Source organism: Lentzea californiensis, from assembly GCF_024648825.1.
GTDB lineage: Bacteria > Actinomycetota > Actinomycetes > Mycobacteriales > Pseudonocardiaceae > Lentzea > Lentzea californiensis.
On sequence record NZ_JANBBE010000006.1, the window covers coordinates 141,001 to 167,466 of the forward strand.

At 69.5% G+C, this 26,466-nt stretch carries 25 protein-coding genes, 1 tRNA gene and 1 pseudogene; 13 read left to right on the plus strand and 14 right to left on the minus strand.

Annotated features, from left to right (window positions below):
* Nucleotides 1-74: 74 nt before the first annotated feature.
* Nucleotides 75-917 carry a helix-turn-helix transcriptional regulator gene (locus LX88_RS22655; RefSeq protein ID WP_258949806.1) on the minus strand — a complete coding sequence of 281 codons (843 nt, stop codon included), beginning with the start codon at nucleotides 915-917 and terminating at the stop codon, nucleotides 75-77.
* 138 nt (nucleotides 918-1,055) lie between these two features.
* Here LX88_RS22655 and LX88_RS22660 point away from each other — a divergent pair, with 138 nt between their 5' ends.
* Nucleotides 1,056-1,835 (plus strand): NAD(P)H-dependent oxidoreductase, encoded by a 780-nt coding sequence (locus LX88_RS22660; protein WP_258949807.1) that lies wholly within the window; start codon nucleotides 1,056-1,058, stop codon nucleotides 1,833-1,835.
* Between the two features lie 140 nt (nucleotides 1,836-1,975).
* Here LX88_RS22660 and LX88_RS44770 read toward each other — a convergent pair.
* Nucleotides 1,976-2,913: pseudogene (locus tag LX88_RS44770) on the minus strand (AraC family transcriptional regulator).
* 69 nt (nucleotides 2,914-2,982) lie between these two features.
* Here LX88_RS44770 and LX88_RS22675 point away from each other — a divergent pair.
* Nucleotides 2,983-3,270 carry a DUF1330 domain-containing protein gene (locus tag LX88_RS22675; RefSeq protein ID WP_258949810.1) on the plus strand — a complete coding sequence of 96 codons (288 nt, stop codon included), beginning with the start codon at nucleotides 2,983-2,985 and terminating at the stop codon, nucleotides 3,268-3,270.
* A gap of 247 nt (nucleotides 3,271-3,517) precedes the next feature.
* Here the strand turns inward: LX88_RS22675 and LX88_RS22680 are convergent, their stop codons facing one another.
* Nucleotides 3,518-4,327, minus strand: coding sequence for an SDR family NAD(P)-dependent oxidoreductase (locus LX88_RS22680; protein ID WP_258949811.1), 810 nt, complete (start codon nucleotides 4,325-4,327; stop codon nucleotides 3,518-3,520).
* Between the two features lie 87 nt (nucleotides 4,328-4,414).
* Here LX88_RS22680 and LX88_RS22685 point away from each other — a divergent pair, with 87 nt between their 5' ends.
* Nucleotides 4,415-4,852, plus strand: a complete 438-nt coding sequence (locus LX88_RS22685; RefSeq protein ID WP_258949812.1) for a MarR family winged helix-turn-helix transcriptional regulator — start codon at nucleotides 4,415-4,417, stop codon at nucleotides 4,850-4,852.
* Nucleotides 4,853-5,327: 475 nt separating this feature from the next.
* Here the strand turns inward: LX88_RS22685 and LX88_RS22690 are convergent, their stop codons facing one another.
* A complete protein-coding gene (locus tag LX88_RS22690; protein WP_258949813.1) occupies nucleotides 5,328-5,921 on the minus strand; it encodes a PadR family transcriptional regulator in 594 nt (197 codons plus the stop codon).
* Nucleotides 5,922-6,005: 84 nt separating this feature from the next.
* Here LX88_RS22690 and LX88_RS22695 point away from each other — a divergent pair, with 84 nt between their 5' ends.
* The 5 genes from LX88_RS22695 (at nucleotide 6,006) to LX88_RS22715 (ending at nucleotide 9,302) form a co-directional block, all read left to right on the plus strand.
* Nucleotides 6,006-6,146, plus strand: a complete 141-nt coding sequence (locus tag LX88_RS22695; protein ID WP_258949814.1) for a hypothetical protein — start codon at nucleotides 6,006-6,008, stop codon at nucleotides 6,144-6,146.
* Nucleotides 6,143-6,964, plus strand: coding sequence for an SGNH/GDSL hydrolase family protein (locus LX88_RS22700; protein WP_258949815.1), 822 nt, complete (start codon nucleotides 6,143-6,145; stop codon nucleotides 6,962-6,964). The genes LX88_RS22695 and LX88_RS22700 overlap by 4 nt, the downstream gene beginning before the upstream one ends.
* Nucleotides 6,965-7,400: 436 nt before the next feature.
* Nucleotides 7,401-7,817 (plus strand): hypothetical protein, encoded by a 417-nt coding sequence (locus LX88_RS22705; RefSeq protein ID WP_258949816.1) that lies wholly within the window; start codon nucleotides 7,401-7,403, stop codon nucleotides 7,815-7,817.
* Nucleotides 7,818-7,925: 108 nt separating this feature from the next.
* Nucleotides 7,926-8,276, plus strand: a complete 351-nt coding sequence (locus LX88_RS22710; RefSeq protein WP_258949817.1) for a hypothetical protein — start codon at nucleotides 7,926-7,928, stop codon at nucleotides 8,274-8,276.
* A 444-nt stretch (nucleotides 8,277-8,720) separates the two neighbouring features.
* Complete coding sequence (locus tag LX88_RS22715; RefSeq protein ID WP_258949818.1) at nucleotides 8,721-9,302, plus strand: DUF3885 domain-containing protein; 582 nt, start codon at nucleotides 8,721-8,723, stop codon at nucleotides 9,300-9,302.
* A gap of 19 nt (nucleotides 9,303-9,321) precedes the next feature.
* On the opposite strand, the gene LX88_RS22720 is transcribed toward LX88_RS22715, so the two are convergent.
* The 4 genes from LX88_RS22720 to LX88_RS22735 all read right to left on the minus strand — a co-directional run bounded on the left by LX88_RS22720 (nucleotide 9,322) and on the right by LX88_RS22735 (nucleotide 13,086).
* Nucleotides 9,322-9,849, minus strand: coding sequence for a DUF4232 domain-containing protein (locus LX88_RS22720; protein ID WP_258949819.1), 528 nt, complete (start codon nucleotides 9,847-9,849; stop codon nucleotides 9,322-9,324).
* A 95-nt stretch (nucleotides 9,850-9,944) separates the two neighbouring features.
* A complete protein-coding gene (locus LX88_RS22725) occupies nucleotides 9,945-12,245 on the minus strand; it encodes a hypothetical protein (protein WP_258949820.1) in 2,301 nt (766 codons plus the stop codon).
* Nucleotides 12,246-12,267: 22 nt separating this feature from the next.
* A tRNA-Pro gene (locus LX88_RS22730) sits at nucleotides 12,268-12,339 on the minus strand.
* 72 nt (nucleotides 12,340-12,411) lie between these two features.
* Nucleotides 12,412-13,086, minus strand: a complete 675-nt coding sequence (locus tag LX88_RS22735; RefSeq protein ID WP_258949821.1) for a hypothetical protein — start codon at nucleotides 13,084-13,086, stop codon at nucleotides 12,412-12,414.
* 143 nt (nucleotides 13,087-13,229) lie between these two features.
* Here LX88_RS22735 and LX88_RS22740 point away from each other — a divergent pair, with 143 nt between their 5' ends.
* A complete protein-coding gene (locus LX88_RS22740) occupies nucleotides 13,230-15,182 on the plus strand; it encodes a sensor histidine kinase (protein ID WP_258949822.1) in 1,953 nt (650 codons plus the stop codon).
* Nucleotides 15,170-15,802, plus strand: a complete 633-nt coding sequence (locus LX88_RS22745; RefSeq protein ID WP_258949823.1) for a response regulator transcription factor — start codon at nucleotides 15,170-15,172, stop codon at nucleotides 15,800-15,802. The genes LX88_RS22740 and LX88_RS22745 overlap by 13 nt, the downstream gene beginning before the upstream one ends.
* An 18-nt stretch (nucleotides 15,803-15,820) precedes the next feature.
* Here the strand turns inward: LX88_RS22745 and LX88_RS22750 are convergent, their stop codons facing one another.
* The 5 genes from LX88_RS22750 to LX88_RS22770 all read right to left on the minus strand — a co-directional run bounded on the left by LX88_RS22750 (nucleotide 15,821) and on the right by LX88_RS22770 (nucleotide 23,685).
* Nucleotides 15,821-18,139: a DUF7617 domain-containing protein gene (locus LX88_RS22750; protein WP_258949824.1), complete on the minus strand. Its 2,319-nt coding sequence runs from the start codon at nucleotides 18,137-18,139 to the stop codon at nucleotides 15,821-15,823.
* 201 nt (nucleotides 18,140-18,340) lie between these two features.
* On the minus strand, nucleotides 18,341-20,698 hold the full coding sequence (locus LX88_RS22755; RefSeq protein WP_258949825.1) for a bifunctional salicylyl-CoA 5-hydroxylase/oxidoreductase: 2,358 nt from the start codon (nucleotides 20,696-20,698) through the stop codon (nucleotides 18,341-18,343).
* A complete protein-coding gene (locus LX88_RS22760) occupies nucleotides 20,695-22,281 on the minus strand; it encodes an AMP-binding protein (RefSeq protein ID WP_258949826.1) in 1,587 nt (528 codons plus the stop codon). The genes LX88_RS22755 and LX88_RS22760 overlap by 4 nt, the downstream gene beginning before the upstream one ends.
* 25 nt (nucleotides 22,282-22,306) lie before the next feature.
* Entirely contained in the window at nucleotides 22,307-23,206 is a 900-nt protein-coding gene (locus LX88_RS22765) for an acyl-CoA thioesterase (protein WP_258949827.1), read from the minus strand.
* Nucleotides 23,203-23,685 carry a cupin domain-containing protein gene (locus LX88_RS22770; RefSeq protein ID WP_258949828.1) on the minus strand — a complete coding sequence of 161 codons (483 nt, stop codon included), beginning with the start codon at nucleotides 23,683-23,685 and terminating at the stop codon, nucleotides 23,203-23,205. Before LX88_RS22770 ends, LX88_RS22765 begins: the two co-directional genes overlap by 4 nt.
* Nucleotides 23,686-23,725: 40 nt before the next feature.
* Between LX88_RS22770 and LX88_RS22775 the strand changes: the two genes are divergently transcribed.
* Genes LX88_RS22775 through LX88_RS22785 form a run of 3 tightly spaced genes read left to right on the plus strand, consistent with a single transcriptional unit; the run spans nucleotide 23,726 to nucleotide 25,927 of the window.
* Nucleotides 23,726-24,142: a RidA family protein gene (locus LX88_RS22775; protein ID WP_258949829.1), complete on the plus strand. Its 417-nt coding sequence runs from the start codon at nucleotides 23,726-23,728 to the stop codon at nucleotides 24,140-24,142.
* 58 nt (nucleotides 24,143-24,200) lie between these two features.
* On the plus strand, nucleotides 24,201-25,058 hold the full coding sequence (locus LX88_RS22780; RefSeq protein ID WP_258949830.1) for a fumarylacetoacetate hydrolase family protein: 858 nt from the start codon (nucleotides 24,201-24,203) through the stop codon (nucleotides 25,056-25,058).
* 44 nt (nucleotides 25,059-25,102) lie between these two features.
* Nucleotides 25,103-25,927: a PaaX family transcriptional regulator gene (locus LX88_RS22785; protein WP_258949831.1), complete on the plus strand. Its 825-nt coding sequence runs from the start codon at nucleotides 25,103-25,105 to the stop codon at nucleotides 25,925-25,927.
* On the opposite strand, the gene LX88_RS22790 is transcribed toward LX88_RS22785, so the two are convergent.
* Nucleotides 25,924-26,448 (minus strand): M15 family metallopeptidase, encoded by a 525-nt coding sequence (locus LX88_RS22790; protein ID WP_258949832.1) that lies wholly within the window; start codon nucleotides 26,446-26,448, stop codon nucleotides 25,924-25,926. The genes LX88_RS22785 and LX88_RS22790 overlap by 4 nt on opposite strands.
* Nucleotides 26,449-26,466: the final 18 nt, after the last annotated feature.

The window sequence follows — 26,466 nt, forward strand, 5'->3', positions numbered from 1 at the left end:
CGAGTAGGCGACTGTCTTCCGCACCCCTGACGAACCATCTTCCGGCGACCTCGATTCGTGCCGTATCTGCCATCCTAAGGCAGCCGTGAGAACGCAATGGGAGCGGCACCGCTGTGCGTGCCCAGGCTCGCGAGCAGGTGCAGCCCGTCCTCGGCGGGGCTGCCTGGGGCCGCGGACAGCACCAGCAGCTCCATACCTGACTCGTCCGGTAGCGCGAAGTTCTCCTGGTGCAGTTCCAGCAGTCCGACCAGCGGGTGGCGGTACGTCTTGCGTCCATGTGCCCTGGCGCGCACGTCCGCGCGGGCCCAGAGGCGGCGGAAGCGCTCGCTGCCCATCGCCAGCTCGCCGATGAGCGAGGCCAGGCGGGGGTCCTCTGGATACTTGCCCGCGGCCAGGCGCAGGTGTCCGACCACGTCGAGGGTGCAGTTCTCCCAGTCCGCGTAGAGGCCGCGCTCGGCCTCCTCGAGGAAGATGTGCCTGGCGGTGTTCAGGCCGGGTATCGGCCGGCCGTAGAGGAGTCCGGCGAGGCGGTTCCCGGCGAGCACGTCCAAGCGGTGATCCATGATCAGCGCGGGTGCGTCGGTGACCAGGTCGAGGACGCGCAGCAGCTCCGGCCGGACCCGCCCGCCCGGCGCCTTCGCTCTGCGGCGCCGCTGCCGGGCGAGCCGGTAGAGGTGCCCGCGTTCGGTCTCGTCGAGGCCGAGGACGCGGGCGAGCGCGTCGAGGACCTGTTCGGAGGGCTGGGTCGCGCGACCCTGCTCCAAGCGCACGTAGTAGTCGACGCTGACTCCGGACAGATGTGCGACCTCTTCGCGGCGCAGCCCTTCGACGCGTCGGCGGCTGTCGGCGGGAATGCCGACGGCCGCCGGGTCGACCCGGGAACGCCGGGTCCGCAGGAAGCCCGCAAGATCGTCCATACCGCCAGTATGGCCTCGGTGGTGCCTGTGAAGGTGGTCCTGCCGGTACCAGGAAGTCCCGTCCGATGGAAGAAGCGCCCCTGAACGCCGGGCGCCGCGGCGCCCAGGATCGAAGGCACCCGATCCGGAGGAGTTCCCATGAAGACGCTGATCGTCCACGCCCACCCGGAGCCGAATTCGCTCAACGGCTCACTGAAGGATCTCGCGGTGTCCACATTGGAGACCGCCGGGCACGAGGTACGGGTGAGCGATCTGTACGCGATGAACTGGAAGGCGGTCGTGGACGCTGCGGACTACGGCCCCGATGCCTCAAGTCCGCTGAAGGTCGCCCTGGACTCCGGCCGGGCGTTCGACGCGGGGACGCTCACCCCGGACGTCCTCGCCGAGCAGCAGAAGCTGCTGTGGGCCGACACGATCATCTTCCAGTTCCCGCTGTGGTGGTACACGATGCCCGCGATCCTGAAGGGCTGGGTCGACCGGGTGTTCACCTACCACTTCGCGTACGGCGTCGGCGAGCACAGCGACACCAAGTACGGCGAGCGCTTCGGCGAAGGCACCCTCGCGGGCAGAAAGGCTCTGCTGTCGGTGACCGCCGGTGGTCCGGAGTCGCACTACGCCGCTCGCGGGATCAACGGCCCCATCGACGATCTGCTGTTCCCGATCCATCACGGCATCCTCTACTACCCCGGCATCGAGGCTCTGCCGCCGTTCGTGCTGTACGGCGTCGACCGGATGACCGGCGAGGACTACGCGGACGTCGCGAAGGCCTGGGAGCAGCGCCTGCTCACCCTGGAGTCGACCGAGCCGATCGCATTCCGGCGGCAGAACTCCGGTGATTACGAGATCCCCTCGCTGCACCTGAAGGAGGGACTGGAACCCGCGGGCCGCACGGGTTTCGGGCTGCACGTGCGCGGCTGACCGCCGGTCACGTAGCGGCTTCGAAGGCGGCTGTCACCGGAGGCAAGAACCCGCTCACGGTCGGCGGGAGTCGCCCCGTACAGCGGTCCTCGACGAGTTCCTCAGCTCACGGGTACCGATCTCGACGCCCTTCCGTCGTGTCAGCGGGTCGAGGCGGCCACGCCGGTGATGTCGCGCTGCTGGCGGCGGAACTTGCCGGGTGCCGTGCTGAACTCCCGCTTGAATGCGTTGGAGAAGGCGAATTCCGAGGTGTAGCCGACCGTGCGGGCGATCACGGCCAGTGGCGCCTGGCCGTCCCGCAGCATTCGTGCGCCGGTGCTCAGACGCCACCAGGTCAGGTAGGACATCGGGGACTGACCGACGAGCGAGCTGAACCTGCGGGCGAAGGCCGTCTTGGACAGTCCGACCTCGGCGGCCAGCTGCTGGACCGTCCACGGGCGCTCCGGCGAGCGGTGGATGTGCTGCAGCGCCGCGGCGATCACGGGATCGGTGAGCGCGGTGCACCAGCCTCCGCGCGGGCCGTGGCGCGACGCTTCGTCCTCGAGCCAGGCGCGCAGGAGGTAGACGAGCAACAGGTCCATCAGCGCGGGTACCGCCGCGGCGGCGCCGGGACGGGCTTCCATGAGGTCCGCGCCCAGCAGGTCCACCGCGCTGCGCAGGGCGGAGTGGTCACCGAGCCGGGCGGGGAGGTGCACGACATCGGGCAGGGTCCTCAGGAAGGGGTGCGCCTGTCCGCGGTCGAGCCGGTAGGCCCCGCACAGCAACTGGGCCTGGCCCGATGCGGGCTCGTGGTCCGGTGGGCCTTCCTCCGGCGCCGGGAGCAGCTCGGCGATCGTCCTGTCCGGACTGTCGCTCATGCCGTGCACCGCGCCGTGCGGCAGGAACACCACGTCGCCCGCCCCAAGTGCGATCGGGGAACCGGCCGGGGAATCAGCCAGCAGGTGCCTTCGAGTACGACGTGGAAGCCGGCTCCCGGATAAGGCCCGAACGCGTAGCCCCACGGGCCGCTCAGGCGGGACCTTGTGAACTTGGCGCGTCCCGTCCGGACGGTGGCGATCACGTCGCTGAAGACGTCCATGACTCCATGGCATGGCCGGCGGTCCGATCGAGTATCTCGAACAACAACTCGTGCGAAGGAGACGCGGACATGGCCGCATATGTCGTGATCGACCTGGACATCGCCGACCAGGCCGGCTTCCAGCAGTACGTCGACGGTGTGACGCCGTTGATCGAGAAGGCCGGTGCGCGCAACGTCCTGACCGACGGCGACGCCCTCGTGCTGGAAGGGGACTGGACCCCGCCGACGCTCGTGATCCACGAGTTCCGCGACAGGGCCGCGGTACAGGAGTTCTGGGACTCGCCGGAGTACCAGCCGCTCAAGGAGCTGCGCCGCAAGTACTCCACGGTGAAGGTCGTGGTCGGCGAGACCGCCTGATCGCGTCAGGCGGCCAGCGTGCTCAGCAGCACCAGGGCGTCGGCGGAGCGGGACCGCGGTGCGGGCGGCTGGGCGACGAGCCGCCGGCCGGCGCGCTGGTGATCGGGAGGATCTCCGTGTGCAGTTCCAGTTCGCCGCCGCCGGGGTGCAGAAGTGGGCGGACCAGCGGACGCAGCGGACGTCGACCGAGCTGATCAAGGTGCACCGGTCTCAAGGCCCGCCCAGCGAGGTCGCGAACGGTTCGAGATCAGGGCAGGTCGGTGACCACGTCGAGGCCGAGCTTGCGGTTGAGAGCGGCCACGGCGTTGGTGACCGTCCGGCGCGGCAACGCCCGCGCGACGAGGGTGGACAACCGGTTCACCCCGCGGCCGGGGTAGGAGGCGGCGCGCCCGCGCGCGAAGTCGTCGAGCGTGCGGGCTGCGACCGACTCCGGCGAATCAGTCGCACGAGGATCCATCGTCGCCGTGGTGCCGTCGAAGAAGCCCGTGTCGGTCGCTCCCGGATGTGCGGCCATGACGCGGACGCCCGAGCCTCGCAGTTCCTCGGCGACGGCTTCGGTGAACGACAGGACGAACGCCTTCGTCGCGGCGTAGCTGGCCTGGTAGGGCATCGGCTGGAACGCCGCCGTCGAGCCCACGTTGATGATGCCGCCCGCTCCCCTGGCCACCATGTCGCGGCCGAACACGTAGGTGAGCTCCATGAGCGCGCCGACGTTGAGCGCGACCGAGCGGGCGCTCTGCTCGTAGGGACGTTCGAAGAACCGGCCGGCCGAGCCCGAACCGGCGTTGTTCACCAGCAGGTCGACCTGCACGCCGAGGTCGGCCACAGCCTTGGCGACCGACTCGGGACCGGCCGGGTCCACCAGATCGACACCGATGACCTCCGCCGTCACCCCGCGGGTGCCCCTCACCTCCGCCGCGACGTCTTCCAGCGCGGCTGTGGTGCGCGCCACGAGCACGAGGTCGGCCCCTCTCCTCGCCAGTTCCAGCGCGTACGCACGCCCAAGCCCTTTCGACGCACCGGTGACGAGCGCGGTGACACCGCTGAACGAGTACATGACCCACTCCAGTTGTTCGAGTCTCGAAGTATCTCCGAATGGAGCTTAACAAGTTCGAGACTCGAAGCAAGTTGCTAGACTGCCTCCATGGACGAGCAAGGGGCGGTCGCGGCCATCCGCGCCATCCACGAGGTGTTCATGCTCACCGAGGCGGGCGCGACCGGCCCGCTGGCGGAGCTGGGTCTGACCCCCGCGACCGCTCAAGCGCTCTGGGCGCTGGAGCCGGACGAGGAGCCACCGTCGATGAAGACAGTGGCGAACCGCCTGCACTGCAACGCGCCGAACCTCTCGTTCGTCGCGGACCAGCTCGCCACACGTGGTCTCGTCCAACGGGTCCCCGACCCGCGAGACCGGCGTTCCCGCGCACTCATCCTCACCGAGAAGGGCCTGCAGGTGCGCGCACAGGTCATGCGAACGACGGTGGAGTCCAGCCCCTTGTCCGCGCTGGACCCCGACGACATGGCCACCCTGCTGTCCATTCTGGACAAGATCGTCCCCACCCTGGACCGACTGCGGGACAGTTGAACCTCACCGCCGCCACCTCGCCCCTAACAAGTGCGCGGCGGGGAAATCCACTACGCGGTGGACATCTACGCGCTCGGCCTCGTGCTGCTCGAATGCCTCACCGGCCAACGGGAGCACCAGGGCAGCAAGATCAAAGCCGTGGCCGCCCGCTCGCACCGCCAACCGGCCATCCCCGACGCAGCGAGTGGGGCGAGGACTCCACGAGGCCGACCGAGTGGTTCTCCTGGATCGTCAGTTCCAACAAGGGCGACCTCCCCTGCGGTAACCCGTGCGCGGACGTCACCGCGAAACACCAACGCGATCGGCCCGGCGGTCGCCCGGCCCGCGCCGAGCTCCCACAGCCCGACCTCGCCCTCGTCCAGCCGCAGCGCGACTTTCTGCGGCGGTCCGCACATGCGGCGATGAGCGGACGTCCCGCACAGCGGTGTGCGCTCACCCAGCCACAGCAGTTCGAAACGGATGCCGGTCGACAGCGCTACCGGGATTGACCCGAGACAGGCGGCGGATCACCGTTCCGGGTTGCCCGATCACGCAGGAGTGCGGCCGCCCGCACGGACCAGTCGTGGTGTTCCTGCTCGAACTGCCGGCCGCGCAAGCACGTCAAGTAGGGCCCGATCGGAGACCCGTGGCGCAGGTAGGTCTCCTCGTCGAGATCCCCGCGGAAACGCCGCAGGATCTTGTCGAGGATCTCCACCTTGGCTGCGGCTGCCGCGGCTCGTTGATCCAGTTGCGCGATCACCGGTGCCACGTCGACGTGGTCGACGGCTTGGACCTTGACCAGCAGGTCGTCACGGATGAACGACGGCTTGCTCACGGCGGCGGCGAAGCGCTCCAGTTCGGCGAGGCCGGCGTCGGTGACCATGAACAGCCGCTTGTTGGGACGGGTCTCCTGGACCACCTCCCGGCCGCTGATCAACCCGTCGCTCTCGAGCTTGGACAGCTCCAGGTAGAGCTGTTGCGGCCGGGCGTACCAGAAGTTGGCGACACCCACGTCGAACGCCTTGGTCAACTGGTAGCCGCTGTACTCGCCGGACAACAACGCCGCGAGCACGGCATGCCGCAGGCTCATCGGCGCATCTCCTCGTCGTCGACATGGGGCAGGCTCATGATACCCATGGTTATGATTAGTCATCATTCTGACTAGGAGGCCGACGTGCCAGTCACTGAACAGGTCCGAACCGCGGTGCGGGACAGCGTTCTCGCCATCCGGTTCTGCGGCACCGCGGGAACCAGCACTGCGGCACGTGCCGGCCTGGTCGTCGTCATCGACGGCTTGGCCCTGGCCAACCGATGAGGCCGCGGGAGGACGGTGTCCCGGAACCCGTTCGGAGCGGCAAGTACCTGCGCTACGTCGCCTTGGGCGACAGCCAAACGGAAGGCGTCGGTGACGGTGACGACGTCGTGGGCCTCCGGGGATGGGCTGACCGGCTCGCCGAACACCTCGCCGTCGACAGTCCCGATCTCCAGTACGCCAACCTCGCCGTCCGTGGCCGCCGCGCGGGCGAAGTCCGATCCGAGCAACTGGGGCCGGCTCTCGCACTGCGTCCCGACGTGGCCACCGTTGTCGCAGGGGTCAACGATCTGCTCCGGCTTCGAGTCGAACCCGCCACGGTGGTCGATCACCTGGAAGCGATGTTCGCCGCACTCACCGACTCCGGAGCCCGCGTGGCGACCGTGACCTTTCCCGACCTCACCAGGATCATCCCGCTCGCCCGACCGGTTCGCTCCCGCATCCTCGACATCAACGACCGGATCCGTGCCGCGGCCGCCCGGCACGGAGTCGCAGTCGCGGAGATCGCTCGGCACCCCTCCGTCGCCGACCGTCGCTTCTGGAGCGAGGATCGGTTGCACTGCAGCCCCTTGGGCCATCAACTGATCGCCGCCGCGGTCGCGCACGCCCTGCAGGTTCCAGGCAGCAACGATTCCTGGAACGAGTCCCCGCCACCGTTGCCCGTCCCGCTGTCAACGCAATGGCGCGCCACCGCTGAACTGCGTTGGGCAGCTACCTTTCTCGGCCCTTGGCTCGGCAGGCGCCTGCGCGGCCAGTCTTCCGGGGACCAGCGCACGGCCAAACACCCTCAACTCCACCGCATCGAGGGACCGCGGAGCTGACTGCTCGGTCGAGCCGTCGACTCCACCGAGGCACAAGCTCGGAGACCGGCCGGGCGGACGTGGAGGACGCGACGGAGCAGCTTGCTTGAGATTCATCTTGCTCACCACGAAGAAGCCTCCGATCAGAGCAAGACCGGACGCCTTCGGCGACGGCTCAACCAACTGCTGTTGGCTGAGCTTCGCTTCTCCTATGGCCAGTGAGCGGTGACAACTGCCCACGTCCCTTCTGGCGCTGGGCTGAGAGCATTCACCCTGTCAGGCAGGTGAGCGCGCTCGCAGCAAGTCGCCGGACATCGCACCAGCCACTGTCACCGAACCAGGTCGCATCCGAAGCCGTGCTGCCTTGGCGATCCGAGCGTAGATACGACCTCGGTCGCGGTGGCGGAGGATGACTCCGGTGCAGGAGGATGCGGCTCGATCGAACTGGAGGTGTCCGATGTTCGAACTGAGCATCGAGGAGGTGGTTGCGGAGAGCAATCTCGAACTCTTCACGCGTGTTGACGGATTCAAGATCGAGCTGTTTCAGAGCAGCAGCAGCAGCAGTACCGCGCTGCGGTTCACCGATGACCAAGGCCAGGAGATCGCCAGCTTCCCCTGGTGGGACGACGTCGACCAGGATCTTCGTAGGTGGACTGTGGAAAACATCCCTCTTGGCAACACTCTGCAGCCGTACACGGACCTCGACCAAGGCTGGGGCATCCTGATCTGGCGCCGAGAAGATCGGGTGTACCTCGCGGAGTGCAACGGCGGACAACTGTTCCACAGCCTGCGCTGGGTCATGGCAGATGAGTACACCAACGCATGGACTGACGCTCTGGCACGAGCACGCCGAACCGCCGAACCAACGGCTTGACTTGCTCTCATGCCGCCGACAGGCGATCAGCGGCTTCCTAGCGTCTCCACGTGTCCCGCCAGTCTGCAGATCTTGAACGGTGATCTGCTCAGATGAAGGATGCCGCACATGGACGGTCTCTTGGACGAACCAGTGACGTTGCAGATGCCCGCACGAGTCTGGGCCGGCATCGATGCCGGAGTCGACAACGTCGTGTCTCTTGCCGCTGAGGACGGCGACGAGCAGGCCATGTACATCGGGCAGACCATCCGGCAGGCGGGCTGGGACCAGGTCCCGTGGGTGAACGGGGATTGGCCGCCCATGAACCAGATCATCTCCATCAGGTTGACAGCCGCTCAGTGGCGATTTGCAGCCGATGAAGCGCGCAAGAGCATTGCTGTCTACGAAGAACTTCACGATGACGAGTCGGCCCAGTTGAGCCGAGACGCGCTCGCCATCATCGAAACCTCCGCCTTCTAACGTCCTCCTCCTCATCTGGGAACAGCACCCAGCGTCGGCAGCTGGCTTGCACAGCCGAACCGTGCACCACACCGCTGATGTCGTTGACGTTGGCGCGCGCGTTTCGCTCGTGGTCGGCCATCCGTCGCCACCGTTTCGTTGCCAACAGGTCCCACCAAGCACGTTGAACGCGATCCGGCCGTAGCGGTCAGCAGGGTTCAGGGCGAACACCAGGTCGTCCGATTCTCGAAGTCCTTTCGCACGAGGACTTCCCGACCAAGGCCTGCCGGTTGTGCGTGTTGTAGCACATCAGCTGTCGAGCCCGGCCAGGCGCGCAACGTCCGATACTGCTGACGGGCGAACATCGGCGGCAGCGGAAATGGACTGCACGTAGATGACTCCGTGCGTAGGCTCAGCAAGCCTCATCGGCTGGACAGGTCCACGATCCATTGGAGAAACAACCACGTGTCTGACGACCTGTCGATGCTGTGGCAACAACAGTGGCCCCATTGTCCTCCGCTGGCCGACAACTTGAAGCACGCCTACCGCGACCGGTGGGTGCGCTTCCACAGCCTGCCCGAATCCAAGCGCTACCCCGATGACAGTTCCGAGTACGACATCGTGCTCCACCGCTACAACACGGTCCTGGACGAACTGTTCCGCGGGCAGGAGGTCCGGATCGTCACAGCCACCTGGTCGGACGGCCCTGAGCCTCCGGCGCTGCCCGAGCGTCATTCACGCTGGCATCCTGACACGTGTCACTGGACGTCGTTGCGCACCGACGAGGACGAAACAGATCCGGACTTCATCACCTACATCCATCTACACACAAGCCGCGTGCCCTGGCGACGTGGTCTGGTGGACGACCTGCTCCGTGCCGTGGCCGACGACCTCACCGCCGGAGTGATGATCGCCAGCCTGACCTTCGACCGGATCCACCACCCCTACGACGGGGGCGCCGACGTCCTCCTGCCCACGGCTGTCGACCGCGACGCCGTGAAACACCGTCACAGCGACTGGCTGTCACTTCATCCCGGCGGCTTCTGAACGTCCGGAGTCCACGTCGCTAGCGGTACCAGGCGCGAACGCCCATCCGTCCCGTGCTGCCGAGGTCGATGTGGATGCTCCGCTGCGGCGACACGGCGATCAACGGTTGCTGAACGGCGCCCGGAGCGATTGCCAGTTCGACGTGCTTGGCGACCTGCGGCGGTTCCAGTGACGTGTTGGTGTTCCGCCACACGAACGCGCTGCCGGCGGTCTCCCCCGGCTGCACGGTGATCGGCTGCGGCGGGTCGTTGAAACCGTCGAGGATCGTGATGCCGCCGGTGCCTTCGAGGATCTCGACGTCCAGCGGCTGCCGGTCCACGTCGGACAGGCTCACCTGTGGATAACCGTTGAGCTGCAATGCTTCCGCACCGCAGTTGGCGACTTCGACGGACATCACGCGCAACCCCGACGCCGCCTCGGTGTAGTTCGAGGTGAACCGCACTCCGGCGGTGCAGCCGGGATCCTCCGACGCCTGCACGGCCGGGCCGCTCGCGACCAGACCGGCCAGAACGGCTGTTGCGGCAAGGACCTTGCCCCCATGTCTCATGCACCCGAGGATGCCACCGGCAGGGGCGGCTCGGGCGAAACCTTCACAAGACCTCCACGAGGACGGCCGAGTCCGTTGTGGAGTGATCGATCAGGTCAGCCGATGTCCAGGAACGAGTTCGTTCCCTCGGCCCAGCCGAGGAACCGCCTGCCTTCGCCTCGTCGCATCGTTCCGGCGGGAGTGAAACGATGACCGTCGAGCACTTGCAGCAGTCCTGTTGCCGCGGGCTCGAGCCGGGTGCCGCGAACCTCGTCCCTCCACCGCTCCGCCTGCGACGTCTGCACAGCGGGTTCGCAGAAGCTGAGCAGGAACAGGGCCTGCCGCCACGCGTACGCGGTGTTCTTCACCTGGATCAGCGCCGCGTGCAGGTGGTCCGCGCGCTGGGCGTGCCTGCGCACGATCCAGCCGAGCGTGCGCCGTGCCAGCTCCGGCGCGCGTTCGCGCAGCTCGTCGGTCAGGTCCAGGGCATCGACCAGCACGGCGAGGTTGTGCGTGGTCAGGATCTGACTCTGTTCCAGCAGCATGCCGTTGGCCGCGACGGAGCCACCGGACGTGCCCGCACGCCGCCGGCACAGCTCCGTGAAGTCCGCGGCGGTCTTCTTGCCCCAGCGCAGGAGCGTGCGCTCTGGCTTGGACCAGTTCGCGGGCAGGTCGTAGTAGTCCGCGTAGAGCGTGCCCTCCAGCAGACGGCTGGCCACCGCGGCGGCGGCGCGCCACTTGGTGGTGAACGTGCCCATGAAGATGTCCGCGGCCACCTCCTCCACGAGCGGCAGCTCCAGTTCCGCCTGCTTCGCCAGCGTCCTGATCTCGGTCACCAGCGGGTTCGGCAGCACTGCCTGTGGGAACGCGGTGAGCGCCAGCATCGTGATCTGCCGCAGGGCGCGATGTGCGGCTGTGGCGTTGTCCGGCTGGGGTGACCTGCAGGGCGCAAGGGCCTCGACCCATGGCAGCTCGGTGAACTGCACCTGGTGTTCGAGGTTGAGCAACAGCAGGCCGCGGCGGCGCCGGAACGCCGTGTAGGTCTGCTCGTGCAGCCCCGCCACGACCGGGTCGTCGAACGTCGCGCTGAGCAACCGCGAGGTGAGTTGCGGCAGCACGACCGCCAGCGTCTCCCCCGAGGTGATCACCCCGAGGCGCACCAACTCGTCCGCGGGCGCCTCTAGCGCCCGCGCGGCCTTGTGCACCAGGACGTCCGGCATCGTTGTGCCGCAAGGAATCTCGGCGGTCGTCTCGGTGTCGGACACCGCGGCCGTCGCGACGTCGAGCGACGGCAGGCCGCCGTCTGACGGGAACCGGTCGAGCCTGGACGCGAGCACATCGGCCAGCGCCGCGTTCGTCGGCGCCGTGACGGCCGCCGTCCGGGCGGCGTGCCACGCGCCGCGTTGTGCCGTCTCCGGGGCGCCCCGGCGGCTCACCGTGTTCGCGATGGCACGGCGGATCCGGCCGACCTCCCGCGCGGTGAGCGCGTCGCTGCCGTGGGAGCAGGACTCCAGCGCGCGACGAAGTACCGCGAAGTTGCTCTTCGGGTTGGTCTGCCTTCCCGAGGGCTCGACGGTGCGGCACATCTCGGCGAAGTCCGCGAGCCACTGCGCCCTGGCCTCCGCCCAGTCCGCGGGCCACGTCCGGCACGGCCAGCCGCCGTGCACGGATCCGTTCTCCCCGAGTCGCGGTGGCTCACCGTCGACGGTGCGGCACCACAACGCCACCAGCCGGTCGTACAGCGGGTCCCACGCCGTCAACGTGGCGCGCATCTGCGCGATCTGCGCAGGCACCCGCACGGCCCGCAGGGACGCGGCGGCATCCTGCACCGAGGCCACCCGGACGGCGGCGTCCGACTGCCGGGCGACCGGTTCGAAGCGCGGCGTCAACCGCAGCCGGTGCATCAGCGGCCGCAACTCGGCGACCAGGTCGAGAGCCTGCTCCGGGAAGCCCTTGTCCAGGAGCAACGCCACCACGGGCAGCGCCCCGTCCTCCGGCAGCTCGACCCGGAACCGCCCGGCGCGCACGGCGTCCAGGAGCTCGGCCTGACCCGCGTCGCCGAGGTACCACAGGTTGAGCCGTTCCCGGTCGTTGCTACCCGGCACCTCGTCCGGGAGGGAGGCGACGCGGGCGGTCTCGTCCTCGGACAGCGGCACCTCGGCCAGGTACCTGCCGGTCGCGAAGCCACCGTGCGCGACCTCGAGCGTCACCCACGCCGGGGTGTCCGCGACCGGGGTGCGGGAACCGACCGCGAGCGTGCCGCCGGCCATCCCGCTGACGACGTCCTCCCAGCGGCGCGACTTCCGCAGCGCCCGCTCGCGGTCCGCCTCGGTGCCCGCGGAGACCGCCGCGGCCAGCGCCCGCGCCAACTGACCGGTCGCGTACCCCGGCGAAGCAGTGCGGATCTGGTCGGACACGGCGGACTCCACGGTTGATCGGACATGGAGGCGGGAATCGAACCCGCGCCCTCCCCGTCCCGAGCGGGGTGATCTGCCACTGATCTACTCCATGAGGCGCGCGCATCGTATCGACCATTCGCACCAGCCGCTTCCGATTTACCACACGCCCCATGCGCCGCACTTCTCACGCTGCCGCGCGCCAGGCGTGGTAGCCGAGACCGATCGCACCGGCCGCCATCGGGATGCTGGTCAGCAGCCCGGCCAGGCCGTTGCCGGGGACCACGAACGTGACCGCGACGAACAGCAGGCAGATCGGCACCCACTTCGGGACCGCGTGCGAGCGGAACAGGCCCACGCACTGCAGCACGGTGCCCAGCAACACCAGCACGGCACCGGGGATCATCATCGCGAACAGGTGGGCGGTGTCGTTGTTGGCCGCCTGGATCACCGCTTCGCCCGCCGCCGCGCCCACCGCGGGGTCGGTCGGGAAGAAGTAGGCCGCCGCCCAGCCCGCACCGCCGGCGCCCTGCAGCCCGGTGCCGATCCACATGAGCGCGGCACCCCATGTGGCCCAGTCGCTGCCTCGGCGGCGGACCAGGAACATCGTGGCCAGCGCCTGCAACGGGATGTTCAGGACCAGCATGGCCGCGAGGCCGGTGAGCAGCCCCCACCACAGGTCGCGGCCGGCCACGATGTCGGCGTACGAGTAGGTCTCGCCGCCGCCCGAGGGTTCCGGCCAGAGCAGGCCGCCCGCGACGGCGGCGACGGACGTGACGCCCAGGACGACCGCGAGGACGGCCACGCGGCCCCGAGTGGAACTTGCGGCGGTGTCGCGCGCCGCGGTGATGTCGACGGACATGGTTTCTGGCTCCTTCGGTGAGATGCGGTCCGGTGGCTCCAGGGAACCGGCCCTGGGGGGCCGGACACATCGGTGCCGGCCCGGTACCCCGTCTCCGTGCTGACACGGAGGCCATGTCGTCACACCGGCCTTACCCTGGGGCGATGAAGGTAGGACCGGGTCTTCTGGGCGTCTCCGCCGTGCTGACGGCGGGCGGCGCCTGGGTTCTGGTCCGCGTGCCGGGCCAGGCCCCAGGTGCCTTCGCCGGGTTCGCGGCGATCGGTCTGGCGATGGCGGCGCTGGGCGTGACGATCGGCTTCCGGGTGCGTGCCAACCTCGTCGGGCCGCTCCTGGCCTGGGTCGGCACGATCGTGGTCTTCCTGGCCGCGCGCGACGTCTACTACCGCGCGTGGCTCGCCGATCCGAGTGCGGTCCCGCTGGACTCCCGTGTGGTCGCATTGCTCAACGAGAGCGGGTGGTGGCTGCTCGCCGCGGTCGCGTTGCTGCTGCTGCACTTCCCCGACGGCGAGCTGCCAGGCAGGCGGTGGTCCGCTCTGCCGCCGCTGATCGTGGTGCTCTGCCTGGTGCAGCAGGGATTCGGCGCGGCTCCGAGGGAGCCGTTCACCGAGCCGATGGAGGGGCTCGCGAAGCCGTGGGGGCCGCCGTCCGACGTGGTGCACGTGCTCAGCTACGTCGTGAACATCGGGCTGGTCCTGACGGTCCTGGCGGCCGGGGTCTCGCTGGCGGTGCGGTTCCGCCGGTCCGCCGGGGTGGCGCGGGCGCAGCTGAAGTGGCTCGCGTTCGCCGGGCTGGCCGTGACCGCCTACCCGGTCGTGTGCCTGGCCGAGATCGTCGTGACCGGGCGAAGTGGTGTCGTGGCAACGGTGTTCGGCGTCGTCACGATCGTCGCGCTGTTCTGCTCGGTCGGCATCGCCATGCTGCGCCACGACCTCTACGACGTGGACCGCGTGCTGGCCGACACGATCAGCTACACGATCGTCCTGCTGGTCCTGGTCGGCGCGTACGCCCTGTCGGCGCTCACGATCGGCCTCGTCGCGGGCCAGGGCTCCCCCGTCGCCGCGGCGGGCGCCACCGCGGTCTGCGCCGTGCTGCTCACGCCCGTCCGCCGGCGCCTGCAACGGGTGGTGGACCGGCGGCTCTTCCCCCGGACCAGGGCCGCCCTGCTCGCCGTCGAGGACCTGCGGCACCGCGTGCACACCCAGTCCGCCCAGCCGGAAGAGCTCGAGGCGACGCTGCGCACGGCGTTGCGCGATCCGACTCTCCAGGTGGGACTGCTGCTCCCCTCCTCGACGGGCTTCATCGACGCGAAGGGCGCCTCGGTGTCCGGCACGGGGCTGGTCCCGATCACCCTCGGCGGCACGCAGATCGGCGTTCTCGCCGCGTCCGGCACCACACCGGCCGTGCTCGAGGTCGTCGCCACCGCCGCCGCGAGCCTGGCCGAGGTCGCGCGGTTGCGCGGGGAACTCGCCACCGCCCTGCGCGAGGTGGAGGCCAGCCGGACCCGCATCGTGCAGGCCGGGGACGCCGAACGGCACAGGCTCGAACGCGACCTGCACGACGGCGCCCAGCAGCGGCTGGTGTCGCTCGGCATGGCGATGCGGCTGGCGCAACGGCAGCTGCCCGGCGGCTCCGTCGACGTGCACGCGCTGCTCGACCAGGGTGTCGCCGAGCTCGCCACCGCCATCGCCGAGCTCCGGCAGATCGCGCACGGCCTGCGCCCTACCAGCCTCGACGACGGCCTGCACAACGCACTCGCCGCGCTCACGACCACGCTGCCGGTCCCGGTAGCGCTGGAGATCATGGCCGAGCCGCTGACCGACGACATCGCGATCACCGCCTACTACGTCGCCGCCGAGGCGATCACCAACGCCGCCAAGCACGCGCACGCCGGCGCGATCACCGTGCGCGTCACCCAGCGGGCGGACGAGGTGAACGTGTGGGTGGAGGACGACGGGTGCGGCGGCGCCGATCCGCGCGGAGGGTCGGGGCTGGCCGGTCTGGCCGACCGCGTCGCCGCGATCGGTGGAACGTTCCGGCTGCACAGCAGACCGGGTGCCGGCACGACGGTCCAGGCGGTGCTGCCGTGCGCATCGTGATCGGCGAGGACTCGGCGTTGTTCCGGGAGGGTCTGGCGAGCCTGCTGTCCCACGCGGGCCACGACGTCGTGGGTCGTGCCGCCGACGCCGAGACCCTCGTCGACGTGGTGGCGCGGACCGAGCCCGATCTGGCCGTCGTGGACGTCCGGATGCCGCCGGACCTGACCGACGACGGTGCGAGGGCCGCCCGCCGGATCCGAGTCTCGCAGCCCGGCGTGGCCATCCTGCTGCTGTCCCAGCACGTGGAGACGAAGCACTCCGTCGACCTGGTCAGCCAGGGCGCGTTCGGGTACCTGCTCAAGGACCGGGTGCTCGACGTCGACGACTTCCTGGAGTCGATCGCGCGGGTCGCCGCCGGCGGGTCGGCCCTCGATCCCGAGGTGGTGGGCCGGCTGCTGGGACGGCCCACCACCGGGGCGCTCACCCCGCGCGAACGCGAGGTGCTCGCATTGATGGCCGAGGGCTGCACGAACGTCGCGATCGCGCGGAGGCTCTGGCTGACGGAACGCACCGTCGAGACCCACGTCGGCAGCATCATGGCCAAACTGGGGCTGGCCGCGAACGTGGAGGAGCACCGCCGGGTGCTGGCCGTCCTGACCTATCTGGCCGAGTACGGCTGATGCTCCTCCACCTCACGCTCAGCCCAGCACGCAGAGCAGTGAACAGGCCTTCGCGGACGACCACTGGCTGTACGTCCGGGTGCCGTTGACCGGTGTGTACTTGGCCTTCGCGTTGTTGGTCAAGGGGAACAGCGACAGCAACGCGTAGGTCGAGCAGTGCACCACTTTGGACTCACCGGGCTGCAACGTGAACGGCCCGGTCTGGCAGGCCGGTTCCACGTCGTCGACCACGTACGCGTCGACGATCGGGATCGGGCCGTTGTTCGTCACGGTGACCCGCCAGTACGCGGTCGCGTTCAGCAGGCCGAGGACGCCCACGGGTGCTTGCTTCACCCACGGACCGGCGCCGCCCGCCTTGCAGTTGGCCGGCGTGTGCGAACCGCAGATCTCCTTGTTCACCACCACGTTCGGCAGGCACGCGGTTCCCGGCGCGACCTGACGGGTCACCGTGCCGGACGCGAAGCCACCGGTCGCGTCGGTCCCGTTCGCCGTGTTCGCGACGGACGTGACCGTGCACTCCGCGGAGATCGTGGTGCGGAAGCACATCTGCGGTGCGTCACCGTTGAACTCCACGGCCAGGGACGGCTGGTTGCCGCCACCGAAGTCCGCGGCGTTGTTCAGCACGAGCGACGTCGTGAGCGTCAGCGAGGACGCCGTGACACCGGTCAGGTCGACCGTGCCGTCAGAAGCGAAACCCGGAACGCCGACCGGGTTCCCGCCGCCGTCCACGGCCTTCACGGTGGACGCGCCGAGGTTCACGTTCGCCGGTGTCACGCCGACGAGCCGTGCCTTGCTGTAGGTGGTGGCGTGCGGTTTGCCGTCACAGTAGAACTGCGAGGGGTTGAGCGACACGGAGGCGCCACTGCGTACGCACGGCGACGCCCCCGTGTCAGGATCCAGCGAGAACAGCACGCCCGCGTCTCCCAGCCCGAGCAGGCAGCCGGTGGGAGCGTCGTAGGCGTAGCCGTAATCTCTCGTGATGCCGTTGTTGACAGTCGGATGCGTGATGCGCGAAGGCGTTCCGGCGCACGTCGTCCCGGTGGTCCAGTCGTGGCAGATCGTCGCGCCCACGTACGGACCGTTCCAGATGCCGAAGTAGCTGCGCACGCGGTCACCGGTGCGCACCACCTCCGGGGTGAACACCCAGGTCTGGCTCTCCAGCGCGCCCAGGCCACCGGCCAGCGGCGAACCGTCGATGGCGTAGCAGGTCGTGACGTTCGTGGCGCCCGACGTGCTCGCGCACGCACCGGTCTCCTGGCCCGTCGCGCTGTAAGCGGTGTAGGCGTTGTAGGTGTAGTTGGCGGCGGGCCCGAGCGTCTTCGGGGACGGCCAGCCCGCGCACGCGCTCGTCGTACCGGGGTCGAAGCAGCCCATCATGGGCACGCCGCTGCCGTACAACGACGACGACGCGAACAGCTTCCCTCCGGCGACGGCCAGCGCGCCGAGGTAGTAGCCGCCGTGGTTGGTGAACGGCACGACCGGCGCGTAGGGCTGGCCGCCGCACGGGCTCTGCGTGGCGGTCGTCCAGCACACCACGTGGCCGGAGTTCGCCACGCCGTACAGGTTTCCACCGACCTGGACGAGTCCCGCCATCTCGAACGTCTGCCCGGTCCGGTTCATCAGCGGCCAGTACCCGCAGTTGCCCGGCACGGCGAGGTCGAGGCAGCCGACGCCGATCGAGGACGCCGTGGTGGCCGAGTAGTACACGCGGGCGGAGTTGGCCGGGTCGCGGACGTACTGTGGTGCGAGAGGGCTGGAGATGTCGCCCGTGTACCCCGTCCCGAGCGGGCCGGGTGCCGTGTTGAGCGGCTTCGGCCACGGACCGCCCGCGCAGAGCGAGCTCGTCGCGAGATCGGTGCACACCAGCTTCGGATCGGTGAGACCCAGGTGGTGGTAGACGTTCCACGCCTGAAGGCGGCCGTCCGGCGTGCGGTGCAGGATCGGGATGAACCCGTCACCGCCGGTCGAGCTCGCGCTGGCCTGCACTGGTGGCGTGAGGAGGCTGGAGAGGGCCTTGCCCCCGTTGCGCACGCCGGGGTGCGTGGCGGTGACGGGGTTGCCCTCGGTGCCGGTCCAGCCCGGCGGTACCTGCAGCGAGCCGGCCAGCAGGGTCTGGCCCGCGCCGATGGGGTCGGTGATCGAGGCGGGCCCGTTGGCACCGTTCGCGTAGGACACGACCCAGGAGGCGACGTCTCCGTGGGAGGCGGGATCGGACACGCCCTGCACGGACTTGGTGAGAGTGGACACGGGTGGCTGGGCGGCCACGGGTACTGCGGCGGTGAGCGTGCTGCCAGCGAGCACGCCCGCTAGCACCATCGCCGGCAAACGTCTTCGCACGAGCATGATCCCTTCGGTGGCGGAGTCGTTCGGGAACTGACCGCCGACGCTAGGGACGTCCTCTGTTCGGGAAAAACCCCCTCACCCGCGTGCACGTGATGTCTGCACCATCAGACCAACGTGCGAATGCGGAACATGTGACCTGACAGGAAATTCCATTACATAGGCGAATGAAGTTTCACCTGAACGCCGCTGAAGTGCCTATGCGAGAAGCGAATGCTCTTGGTGCGGCGTCCAGCGCAGGTGCACGGTACGGTCGGGCGGGTCGGCCCGCAACAGGGACAGCCGCGGTCGCACGGCGTCGGTGCGCGCGGACGGCGGCTTGCGGCTGCCGGCGCGGTACTGGACCGGCCACTCGGCCCGGTAGCCCTGTTCTGCCGCCGCGTGCAGCGTCCAGTGCGGGTCGTAGAGGTGTGTGCGGCCGAGCGCGCACAGGTCCGCGCGGCCCGCGAGCAGGATGGAGTTGACGTCGTCGTACGAGGCGATGGCGCCGACCGCGATGACGGCCGCGCCCGTGACCTCGTGGCGGATGCGGTCCGCGAACGGCGTCTGGTAGCTGCGGCCGTACGCGGGGCGCTCGTCCGCGGTGACCTGGCCGGTGGAGACGTCGATCGCGTCCGCGCCGTGGGCGACGAACGCGCGGGCGATCTCCACGGCGTCGTGCTCGGTGTTGCCGCCGTCGACCCAGTCCGTCGCGGAGATGCGCACGATCATCGGGCGCTCGGCCGGCCACACGGCGCGGACGGCGTCGAACACCTCCAAGGGGAACCTCAGCCGGTTCGCCAGCGAACCGCCGTACTCATCGGTGCGCTGATTGGCGATCGGCGAGAGGAACGAGGACAGCAGGTAGCCGTGCGCGCAGTGCAGTTCGAGCAGGTCGAATCCCGCTCGGGCACCCCGTTCCGCGGCCGCGACGAACTCGGCGGTGATCCGGTCCAGGTCCTCGCGGCCCGCCTCGGCCGGCACCGGCGATCCGGGTCCGTACGGCAGCGGAGAAGGGCCGATGACGTCCCAGTTCCCCTCGGGCAGCGGCTCGTCCATGCCCTCCCACATCAGGCGGGTGGAGCCCTTGCGGCCGGAGTGGCCGAGCTGCAGGCCGATGCGGGCGGTGCTCCGCTCGTGAGCGAACGCCACGATCCGGGCCCAGGAGTCCTGTTGCTCGTCGGTCCACAGGCCGGTGCAGCCGGGCGTGATGCGGCCCTCGGGCGAGACGCAGACCATCTCGGTCATCACCAGTCCCGCGCCGCCCATGGCCTTCGACCCCAGGTGGACGAGGTGGAAGTCGCCCGGCACGCCGTCGACGGCGGAGTACATGTCCATCGCCGAGACGATCACGCGGTTCTTGAGTTCCAGCTGCCCCAGGCGGAACGGCTGGAACATCGCCGGAGCGGTGGTCCGGAGTCCCTGGGAGGCGGCGAAAGCGGCGTCGACGCGGTCGGCGAACTCCGGGTCACGGGTGCGCAGGTTGTCGTAGGTGATCCGGCGCGAGCGCGTGAGCAGGTTGAAGCAGAACCGGGTCGGCTCCTGGTCCGCGTACATGCCGATGTTCTCGAACCACTCCAGGGACGCCTGGGCGGCTCGCTGGGTGGATTCGACGACGGGACGCCGTTCGGTCTCGTAGGCCGTCAGCGCGGTCTCGACGTCACGGTGTTCGTGCAGGCACGCGGCGAGGGCGAGCGAGTCCTCCATCGCGAGCTTCGTGCCCGAACCGATCGAGAAGTGCGCGGTGTGCGCGGCGTCGCCCACGAGGACCACGTTGCCGTGGTGCCAGCGCTCGTTGCGCACGGTGGTGAAGCTGAGCCACTTCGAGTTGTTGGCGAACACCTCGTGCCCGGCCAGTTCCTCCGCGAACAGCTCACGGATCCGGTCCACGGCGCGTTCGTCCGAGACACCCGGCGCGAACTCCTGGGCGGTGTCGAAACCCGCGCGGCGCCAGACGTCCTCGTGCATCTCGACGATGAACGTGGAACCGCTGCCGGAGTAGGGATAGCCGTGGACCTGCATGGTTCCCCACGGCGTGTCCTTGATGAAGAACTGGAACGCCTCGAAGACCAGGTCCGTGCCGAGCCACATGTACTTGTTGCGGCGCGGGTCCACAGTGGACCGGAAGACGTCCGCGAAGGACTGCCGCACCAGCGAGTTGACGCCGTCCGCGCCGACCACGAGGTCGTGTGACGCACTCAGGACCTCCGCGGCGGGCGCGGGCGTCGAGAAGTGCACGACCACACCGAGATCGCGGCACCGTCGCTGGAGCAGGCCGAGCAGTTCCTTGCGGCTCATCGCGGCGAACCCCTGCCCGCCCACGGTGTGGCTCTCGCCGCGGTGGTGGATGTCGATGTCCGTCCACCGGGCGAACCGGCGTGACATGGCGTCGGCGAACTCCGGGTCGGCGTTCTCGATCCCGCCGAGCGTCTCGTCGGAGAACACCACGCCGAAGCCGAACGTCACGCCGGCCGCGTCGCGTTCCCAGACGGTGACGTCGTGCGACGGGTCGAGCTGCTTCATCAGCGCGGCGAAGTACAGGCCCCCTGGGCCACCACCGACGACGGCGATCTTCATGCCGGTACCTCGTCCTCGACGATCTTGCGGAGTGTGAAGCGCTGCAGCTTGCCGCTGGCGTTGCGCGGCAAAGAGGTGCGGAACCGCACCTCGCGCGGGTACTTGTAGGGCGCGATCGTCCGCTTCACGTGGTCCTGGATCTCGCGGGCCTTCGCCTCGTCGCCCAGCGCGCCGTCGCGCAGCACCACGAAGGCGCAGACGACCGAGCCGCGTTCGTCGTCGGGCTTGGCGACGACGGCGGACTCCAGCACGTCCGGGTGGGTGTCGATGGCCTCCTCGACCTCGGGGCCGCCGATGTTGTAGCCGGAGGACACGATCATGTGGTCGCTGCGGGCGTGGTAGTGGAAGTAGCCGTCCTCGTCGCGGTGGAAGACGTCGCCGGTGACGTTCCAGCCGCCGACCACGTAGTCCTTCTGCCGTTCGTCGTCGAGGTAGCGGCAGCCGACGGGGCCGATCACGCCGAGGAGTCCCGGCTCGCCGGGGCCTAGTTCCTCGCCGTCGGGGCCGAGCACGGTGGCGCGGTAGCCCGGGACCGGCTTGCCGGTGGAGCCCGGCCGGATGTCGTCACCGGCGGCGGAGATGAAGATGTGCAACAACTCCGTGGCACCGATGCCGTCGATCACCCGCAGCCCGAGCCGGTCGTGCAGCCGCTGCCAGGTCTCCTGGGGGATGTGCTCGCCGGCCGACACCGCGGTCCGCAGACCGCCGAGCTTCGCCTCGATGCCGTCGCGCAGGATCGCCTTGTACGCGGTCGGCGCCGTGGCGAGCACCGTGACCCCGTGCTGTTCCACCAGATCCGCGAGCTGGGCGGGTGTGGCGGCCTCGGTCAGCAGGGCGCAGGCTCCGGCCCGCAGGGGGAAGACGACGAGCATGCCCAGGCCGAACGTGAAGGCGAACGGGGCGGTGCAGGCGACGAGGTCGTCCCCGGTCAGCCGCAGCATGTGCCGGCCGAAGGTGTTGTCGATGGACAGGACGTCGCGGTGGAAGTGCGCGGTGATCTTCGGGGTGCCGGTGCTGCCGGACGTGGGCGCCAGCAGCGCCACGTCGTCGGCGGCGGTGTCCACGGCGGTGAACTGCCCCGGCCTGGTCGCGGCGAGCACCCGGAGGTCGTCGTAGTTCACCACCGTCAGCGACGGCAGGTCCCGGACGTCCTCGGTGAAGCGCTGGTCCACCAACGCGATCGACGGACGGGTGCGTTCGACGATCGGCGCGAGTTCGCGGGCCCTCAACGCGGCCATGGTCGTCACCACCACGCCGCCCGCCTTGAGGACGCCGAGCCACGCGGCCACGGTCCACGGGTTGTTGGGCGAGCGGAGCAGGACCCGTTGCCCTGGAACGAGACCGAGTTCTTCGGTCAGCACCTGGGCGACCTGGTCGGTGCGGGTCAGCAGCTCGCCGTAGGTCCACGTCTCCCCCGCCGGCGTGCGCAGCGCGGGGCGGTCGGGGCCGAACCTCGCCACCGGGACGTCGATGAGCTCGGTGGCGGCGTTGAGCCTGGCCGGGTAGTCCAGCTCCGGCGTCGTGAACTCGATGGCGGGCCACAGCGCCGCGGGGGGTAAGTGGTCGCGAGCGAAGCTGTCCATGGGTGGAGTCCTCCCGGGCGGCGGGTCAGGAAGCGCGGATCATGCCCTCCTGGGCAACGGTGGCGAGGTGGAGACCATCGCGGGTGAAGAAGCGGCCGTGCCCGAGGCCCCGGCCCGCGTCGGCGGCGACGGCCTCCTGCACGTAGAGGAGCCAGTCGCCGGCCGGGCCCTCGCGGTGGAACCACATCGAATGGTCAAGGCTCGCGGTGACGAGTCCCGGCCGCGCCCACGGCAGGTCGAGCACCCGCAGGACGGGTTCGAGGATCGTGTAGTCGCAGACGTAGGCGAGCGCGGCGAGGTCGCGCTGGGCGTCGGTCAGGCCGTCGACCGGGCGCAGCGGGTCGAACGGCTTGACCCACACGGCCTGGTGCGGGACCCTCTCGCCCTCGACCGTGAGGTAGACCGGGCCGGGGGCGTGCCGCATGTCGAAGCTGCGGCCGCCGGACCAGTAGGCCTTCGACTCCTCGGTCATCGAGCCACCGGAGCGTCCGGCGAGGAAGTCCGCGGAGCTCTCGAGTTCCTCCGGGCCGGGCAGGTCGCCGGTGAGCTCGGCGCGGAAGCCTCCGCCTGGCTCACCGGCGGCGAAGTTCGCGAGGCAGGCGTAGAGGGGCTTGCCGTTCTGGTAGCCGCGGACCTGCCGGGTGCTGTAGCCGCGGCCGTCGCGCAGCAGCTCGACCTCGTAGCGCACCTCGGCGCCGATGTCGGCCGGGCGCAGGAAGTAGCTGTGCATCGAGTGCAGCGTCTTGCCGTCGGTCACCGAACGCATGGCGGCGGCCGCGGCCGCGGCGACCAGGTCGCCGCCGTAGGCCTTGGGCCACGGGCAGGGCTGGGTGACGGCGGTGAAGGCGAGGTCGAAGTGCTCCGGCTCGGCCTTCTCCAGTGCGATGGCGTCGGTGAAGACGGCGGACGTCGGTGCGGCCGTCATCGGCTCACCCAGTCGCGCAGGTCCTCGTCCGGGACGTCGTCGAGGTTCACGACGATGTTCTCCGGCGTCCGTGTGGTCATCCACGTGAGCGGGTTGTTGCGGTCGAGGTTGCACTCGATGTGCGGCATGAACGGCGGCACGAACACCCAGTCGCCCTCCTCCATGTCGAGGTAGTCCTCGAACTTCTCGCCGAAGTAGATCCGGGCGCGGCCGGACAGCACGTACCCGCCGGTCTCGGCCTCGCCGTGGTGGTGGGAGACCGAGCGGTAGCCCGGTTCGTTGGTGACCTTCCCGAACCACAGCCTCGTCGCCGGGGTGTGCTGGATGCTCACGCCCGAGACCCGGATCGCGCCGCCGGAGTTCGCGGTGTCCGGGTTCTCGGCGCCGCCGCGCGTCACGACCGGCGCGACCAGGCCGCTGGGCAGCCGGTACATCGAGTTGTCGCCGTCGAGCTGGTACTTGCTCAGGTCGGGCTCCATATCTCGTATTCTTCACGACCGTCAGATAGTGTCAATACTCATGAGGCCTGCAGCAGTGAATCCGGCCAGCCTTCCGGTGCCGCGCGGTTACTCCCACGGCACCCTCGCCGGCAACACCCTCCACCTGGGCGGGCAGACCGCTCTCGACGCCGACATGAAGATCGTCCCCGGCGGGATCGTCGAGCAGTTCCGCCAGGCGTTCGGCAACGTGCTGACGACGTTGCGCGCAGCCGGTGGAGAGCCGGAAGACCTGGTCAGCATTACGATCTACCTCACCGACATCCCGGACTACCAGGCGCACGGCAAAGAGATCGGGAAGGTGTGGCGAGAGCTCGCCGGCCCCGTCTACCCGGCCATGGCGGGTATCGGCTGCACCTCGCTGTGGCAGCCGGAGGCACTCATCGAGATCCTCGGTGTCGCCGTGATCCCGGAAGACCGGCTGGTCAGGCCCAGCTGAATCGATAGCGCTTTCATGATCGACGCAACGTGAACGCGATAGTCGAGGAGGTCCGCGGGTGAAGCTCGCTTCTGTGACCGTCGGCGGCGTGCGCCGGGGAGCGGTCGTCGACGAGACGAGACGGTCCGTCTCGTTGCTGTCGTGCACGGTCGACGACGTCGTGCGCGGCGCTCCGGTCGAGACCGCCGAGGTCCTGCCGTTGTCCGAGGTGCGGCTGGAGGCGCCGCTGCACCGCTTCAACCGCGACGTCCTGTGCACCGGCTGGAACTACTGGGACCACTTCGAGGAGTCCGCCGGCAAGCGCGAGGGCCGGGATCCGGTGGAGCGCCCGCTGCGCCCGACCTTCTTCACCAAGGGCCCGGACACGGTCGTCGGCCCGCACGACGCCATCGCCTACGACCCCTCGGTGTCCCAGAAGTGGGACTACGAGGCCGAGATCGCGATGGTGATCGGGCGCGACGGCCGTTCGATCCCGGAGGAGAAGGCGCTGGACCACGTGTTCGGCTTCCTCGTCGCCAACGACGTCTCGCAGCGCGACCTGCAACGCGCGCACGGCGGCCAGTGGCTCAAGGGCAAGAGCCTCGACGCGACGATGCCGCTCGGGCCGTGGCTGACCACCGCCGACGAGATCGATGATCTGACCGGGCTGCGCGTGCAGTGCGAGGTCAACGGGGTCCTGCTGCAGGACGCGACCAGCGCGCAGATGGCGTTCTCCTTCGCGCGGATCATCGCCGAGCTCAGCCACGGCATGACCCTGCGCGCCGGTGACGTGATCCTGACCGGCACCCCGAGTGGCGTCGGCAACGCCCGTGAGCCGCAGCTCTTCCTGCGCGACGGCGACGTCGTCGTCACGCGCGTCAGCGGCCTGGGCGAGCTGCGCAACACCGTCACGCTGACCGATCTCGGCGCGCGTTAAGCTCGGCCGACCAAGGTGAGGAGAGGGCACTGGACGTCGCGGACATGACCGTGGAAGCCGCGGCTCCCGCCGGGCGCGACCGGCTCGGCCCGCTCATCATCACGATCTTCGGCCTCTACGCGCGCGGTGAGCACAACTGGCTCTCCGTGGCCTCCGTCGTCCAGCTCATGGCCGACCTCGGCGTGGAGGGCCAGGCCGTGCGGTCCTCGATCTCCCGCCTCAAGCGCCGGGGCGTCGTCCGCGCGGAACGCCGTGACGGCGCCGGCTACGCCCTCTCCGAGTCCACGCTGGAGACCCTGGCCGAGGGCGACACCCGCATCTTCGAACGCCGCCGGGCCACCACCGAGGACGGCTGGCTCGTGGTCGTGTTCTCCGTACCCGAGTCCGAACGCGAGAAGCGCCACGCCCTGCGCACCAGCCTGACCCAGCTCGGCTTCGGCACCACGGCCCCCGGCGTGTGGGTGGCACCGGGCAACCTGGCCACCGAGACCCGCCGCACCCTGGAGCGCCGCGGGTTGTCCGAGTACGTGGACATCTTCACGGGCCGGCACTTCGCGTTCGGTGACCTGCGCTCCAAGGTCCGCGCCTGGTGGGACCTCGACGAGCTGGCCGACCTGTACGCCGACTTCCTGCGCCGCCACCGCCCCTTCCTCGACGCCGGCACCACCTCTCCCGAGCAGGCGTTCCAGACGTACGTGCCGATGCTCACCGCGTGGCGCCGCCTGCCGTACAGCGACCCCGGCCTACCGCTGTCATTGCTGCCCCCCGGCTGGAACGGCGTCACGGCCGAGGCCCTGTTCGAGCGGCTCAACACGACGTTGAGCGCACCGGCCCGCGAGCACGCACTGGCCGTCATCCACGGTCGTTAACCCGCGTTGCCCTGCGGCTGCGGGCACTGGCCGCCAGGGGTCGTCAGCAGCTCGAAGTGCCACATCTCGTTGGCATAGGCCTGGCACAACCCGTAGTCCGCGCCGTGCTGGATGAGCCAGTCGTCGGCGTTCGTCGGCCCGATGTCGATCGCCTTGCCCGTGACGTGCGCCGACTTGTCCGGCGGGTGCACCCACCGCCGCGCCTCCTCCTCGCTGCGGTACAGCTCGACGGCCTCGTCCAGCAGCCGCTGCTGGTGCTCCCGGCTGCGCCAGCCCGACGTCACCCGCAGTTCGACCCCGGCGAGCTTCGCGTCCGTGGCCGCATTCCGCATGGCCGTGAGCAGTGCGGGGTCGAGGTTGGCGATCGCGGCGTGCTCGTCGTCCAGCGAGATGCTCTCGTTCTTCGGGATGCTGCCGTCGTCGGTCACCTTCACCTGGACACTGGCCGACTGCGGTCCAGCGGGTGTGCAAGCCGTCACGGTCGCGAGCAGGAGCATCGTCCACATTCCTTTACCAGCCACGACTTCGAGCTTTCAGGA

Coding starts and splice junctions, on each gene's coding strand:
- LX88_RS22655 (WP_258949806.1), bottom strand. CDS start 917: ATGGACGATCTTGCGGGCTTCCTGCGGACCCGGCGTTCCCGGGTCGAC.
- LX88_RS22660 (WP_258949807.1), top strand. CDS start 1,056: ATGAAGACGCTGATCGTCCACGCCCACCCGGAGCCGAATTCGCTCAAC.
- LX88_RS22675 (WP_258949810.1), top strand. CDS start 2,983: ATGGCCGCATATGTCGTGATCGACCTGGACATCGCCGACCAGGCCGGC.
- LX88_RS22680 (WP_258949811.1), bottom strand. CDS start 4,327: ATGTACTCGTTCAGCGGTGTCACCGCGCTCGTCACCGGTGCGTCGAAA.
- LX88_RS22685 (WP_258949812.1), top strand. CDS start 4,415: ATGGACGAGCAAGGGGCGGTCGCGGCCATCCGCGCCATCCACGAGGTG.
- LX88_RS22690 (WP_258949813.1), bottom strand. CDS start 5,921: ATGAGCCTGCGGCATGCCGTGCTCGCGGCGTTGTTGTCCGGCGAGTAC.
- LX88_RS22700 (WP_258949815.1), top strand. CDS start 6,143: ATGAGGCCGCGGGAGGACGGTGTCCCGGAACCCGTTCGGAGCGGCAAG.
- LX88_RS22705 (WP_258949816.1), top strand. CDS start 7,401: ATGTTCGAACTGAGCATCGAGGAGGTGGTTGCGGAGAGCAATCTCGAA.
- LX88_RS22710 (WP_258949817.1), top strand. CDS start 7,926: ATGGACGGTCTCTTGGACGAACCAGTGACGTTGCAGATGCCCGCACGA.
- LX88_RS22720 (WP_258949819.1), bottom strand. CDS start 9,849: ATGAGACATGGGGGCAAGGTCCTTGCCGCAACAGCCGTTCTGGCCGGT.
- LX88_RS22735 (WP_258949821.1), bottom strand. CDS start 13,086: ATGTCCGTCGACATCACCGCGGCGCGCGACACCGCCGCAAGTTCCACT.
- LX88_RS22740 (WP_258949822.1), top strand. CDS start 13,230: ATGAAGGTAGGACCGGGTCTTCTGGGCGTCTCCGCCGTGCTGACGGCG.
- LX88_RS22755 (WP_258949825.1), bottom strand. CDS start 20,698: ATGAAGATCGCCGTCGTCGGTGGTGGCCCAGGGGGCCTGTACTTCGCC.
- LX88_RS22760 (WP_258949826.1), bottom strand. CDS start 22,281: ATGGACAGCTTCGCTCGCGACCACTTACCCCCCGCGGCGCTGTGGCCC.
- LX88_RS22765 (WP_258949827.1), bottom strand. CDS start 23,206: ATGACGGCCGCACCGACGTCCGCCGTCTTCACCGACGCCATCGCACTG.
- LX88_RS22770 (WP_258949828.1), bottom strand. CDS start 23,685: ATGGAGCCCGACCTGAGCAAGTACCAGCTCGACGGCGACAACTCGATG.
- LX88_RS22775 (WP_258949829.1), top strand. CDS start 23,726: ATGAGGCCTGCAGCAGTGAATCCGGCCAGCCTTCCGGTGCCGCGCGGT.
- LX88_RS22785 (WP_258949831.1), top strand. CDS start 25,103: ATGACCGTGGAAGCCGCGGCTCCCGCCGGGCGCGACCGGCTCGGCCCG.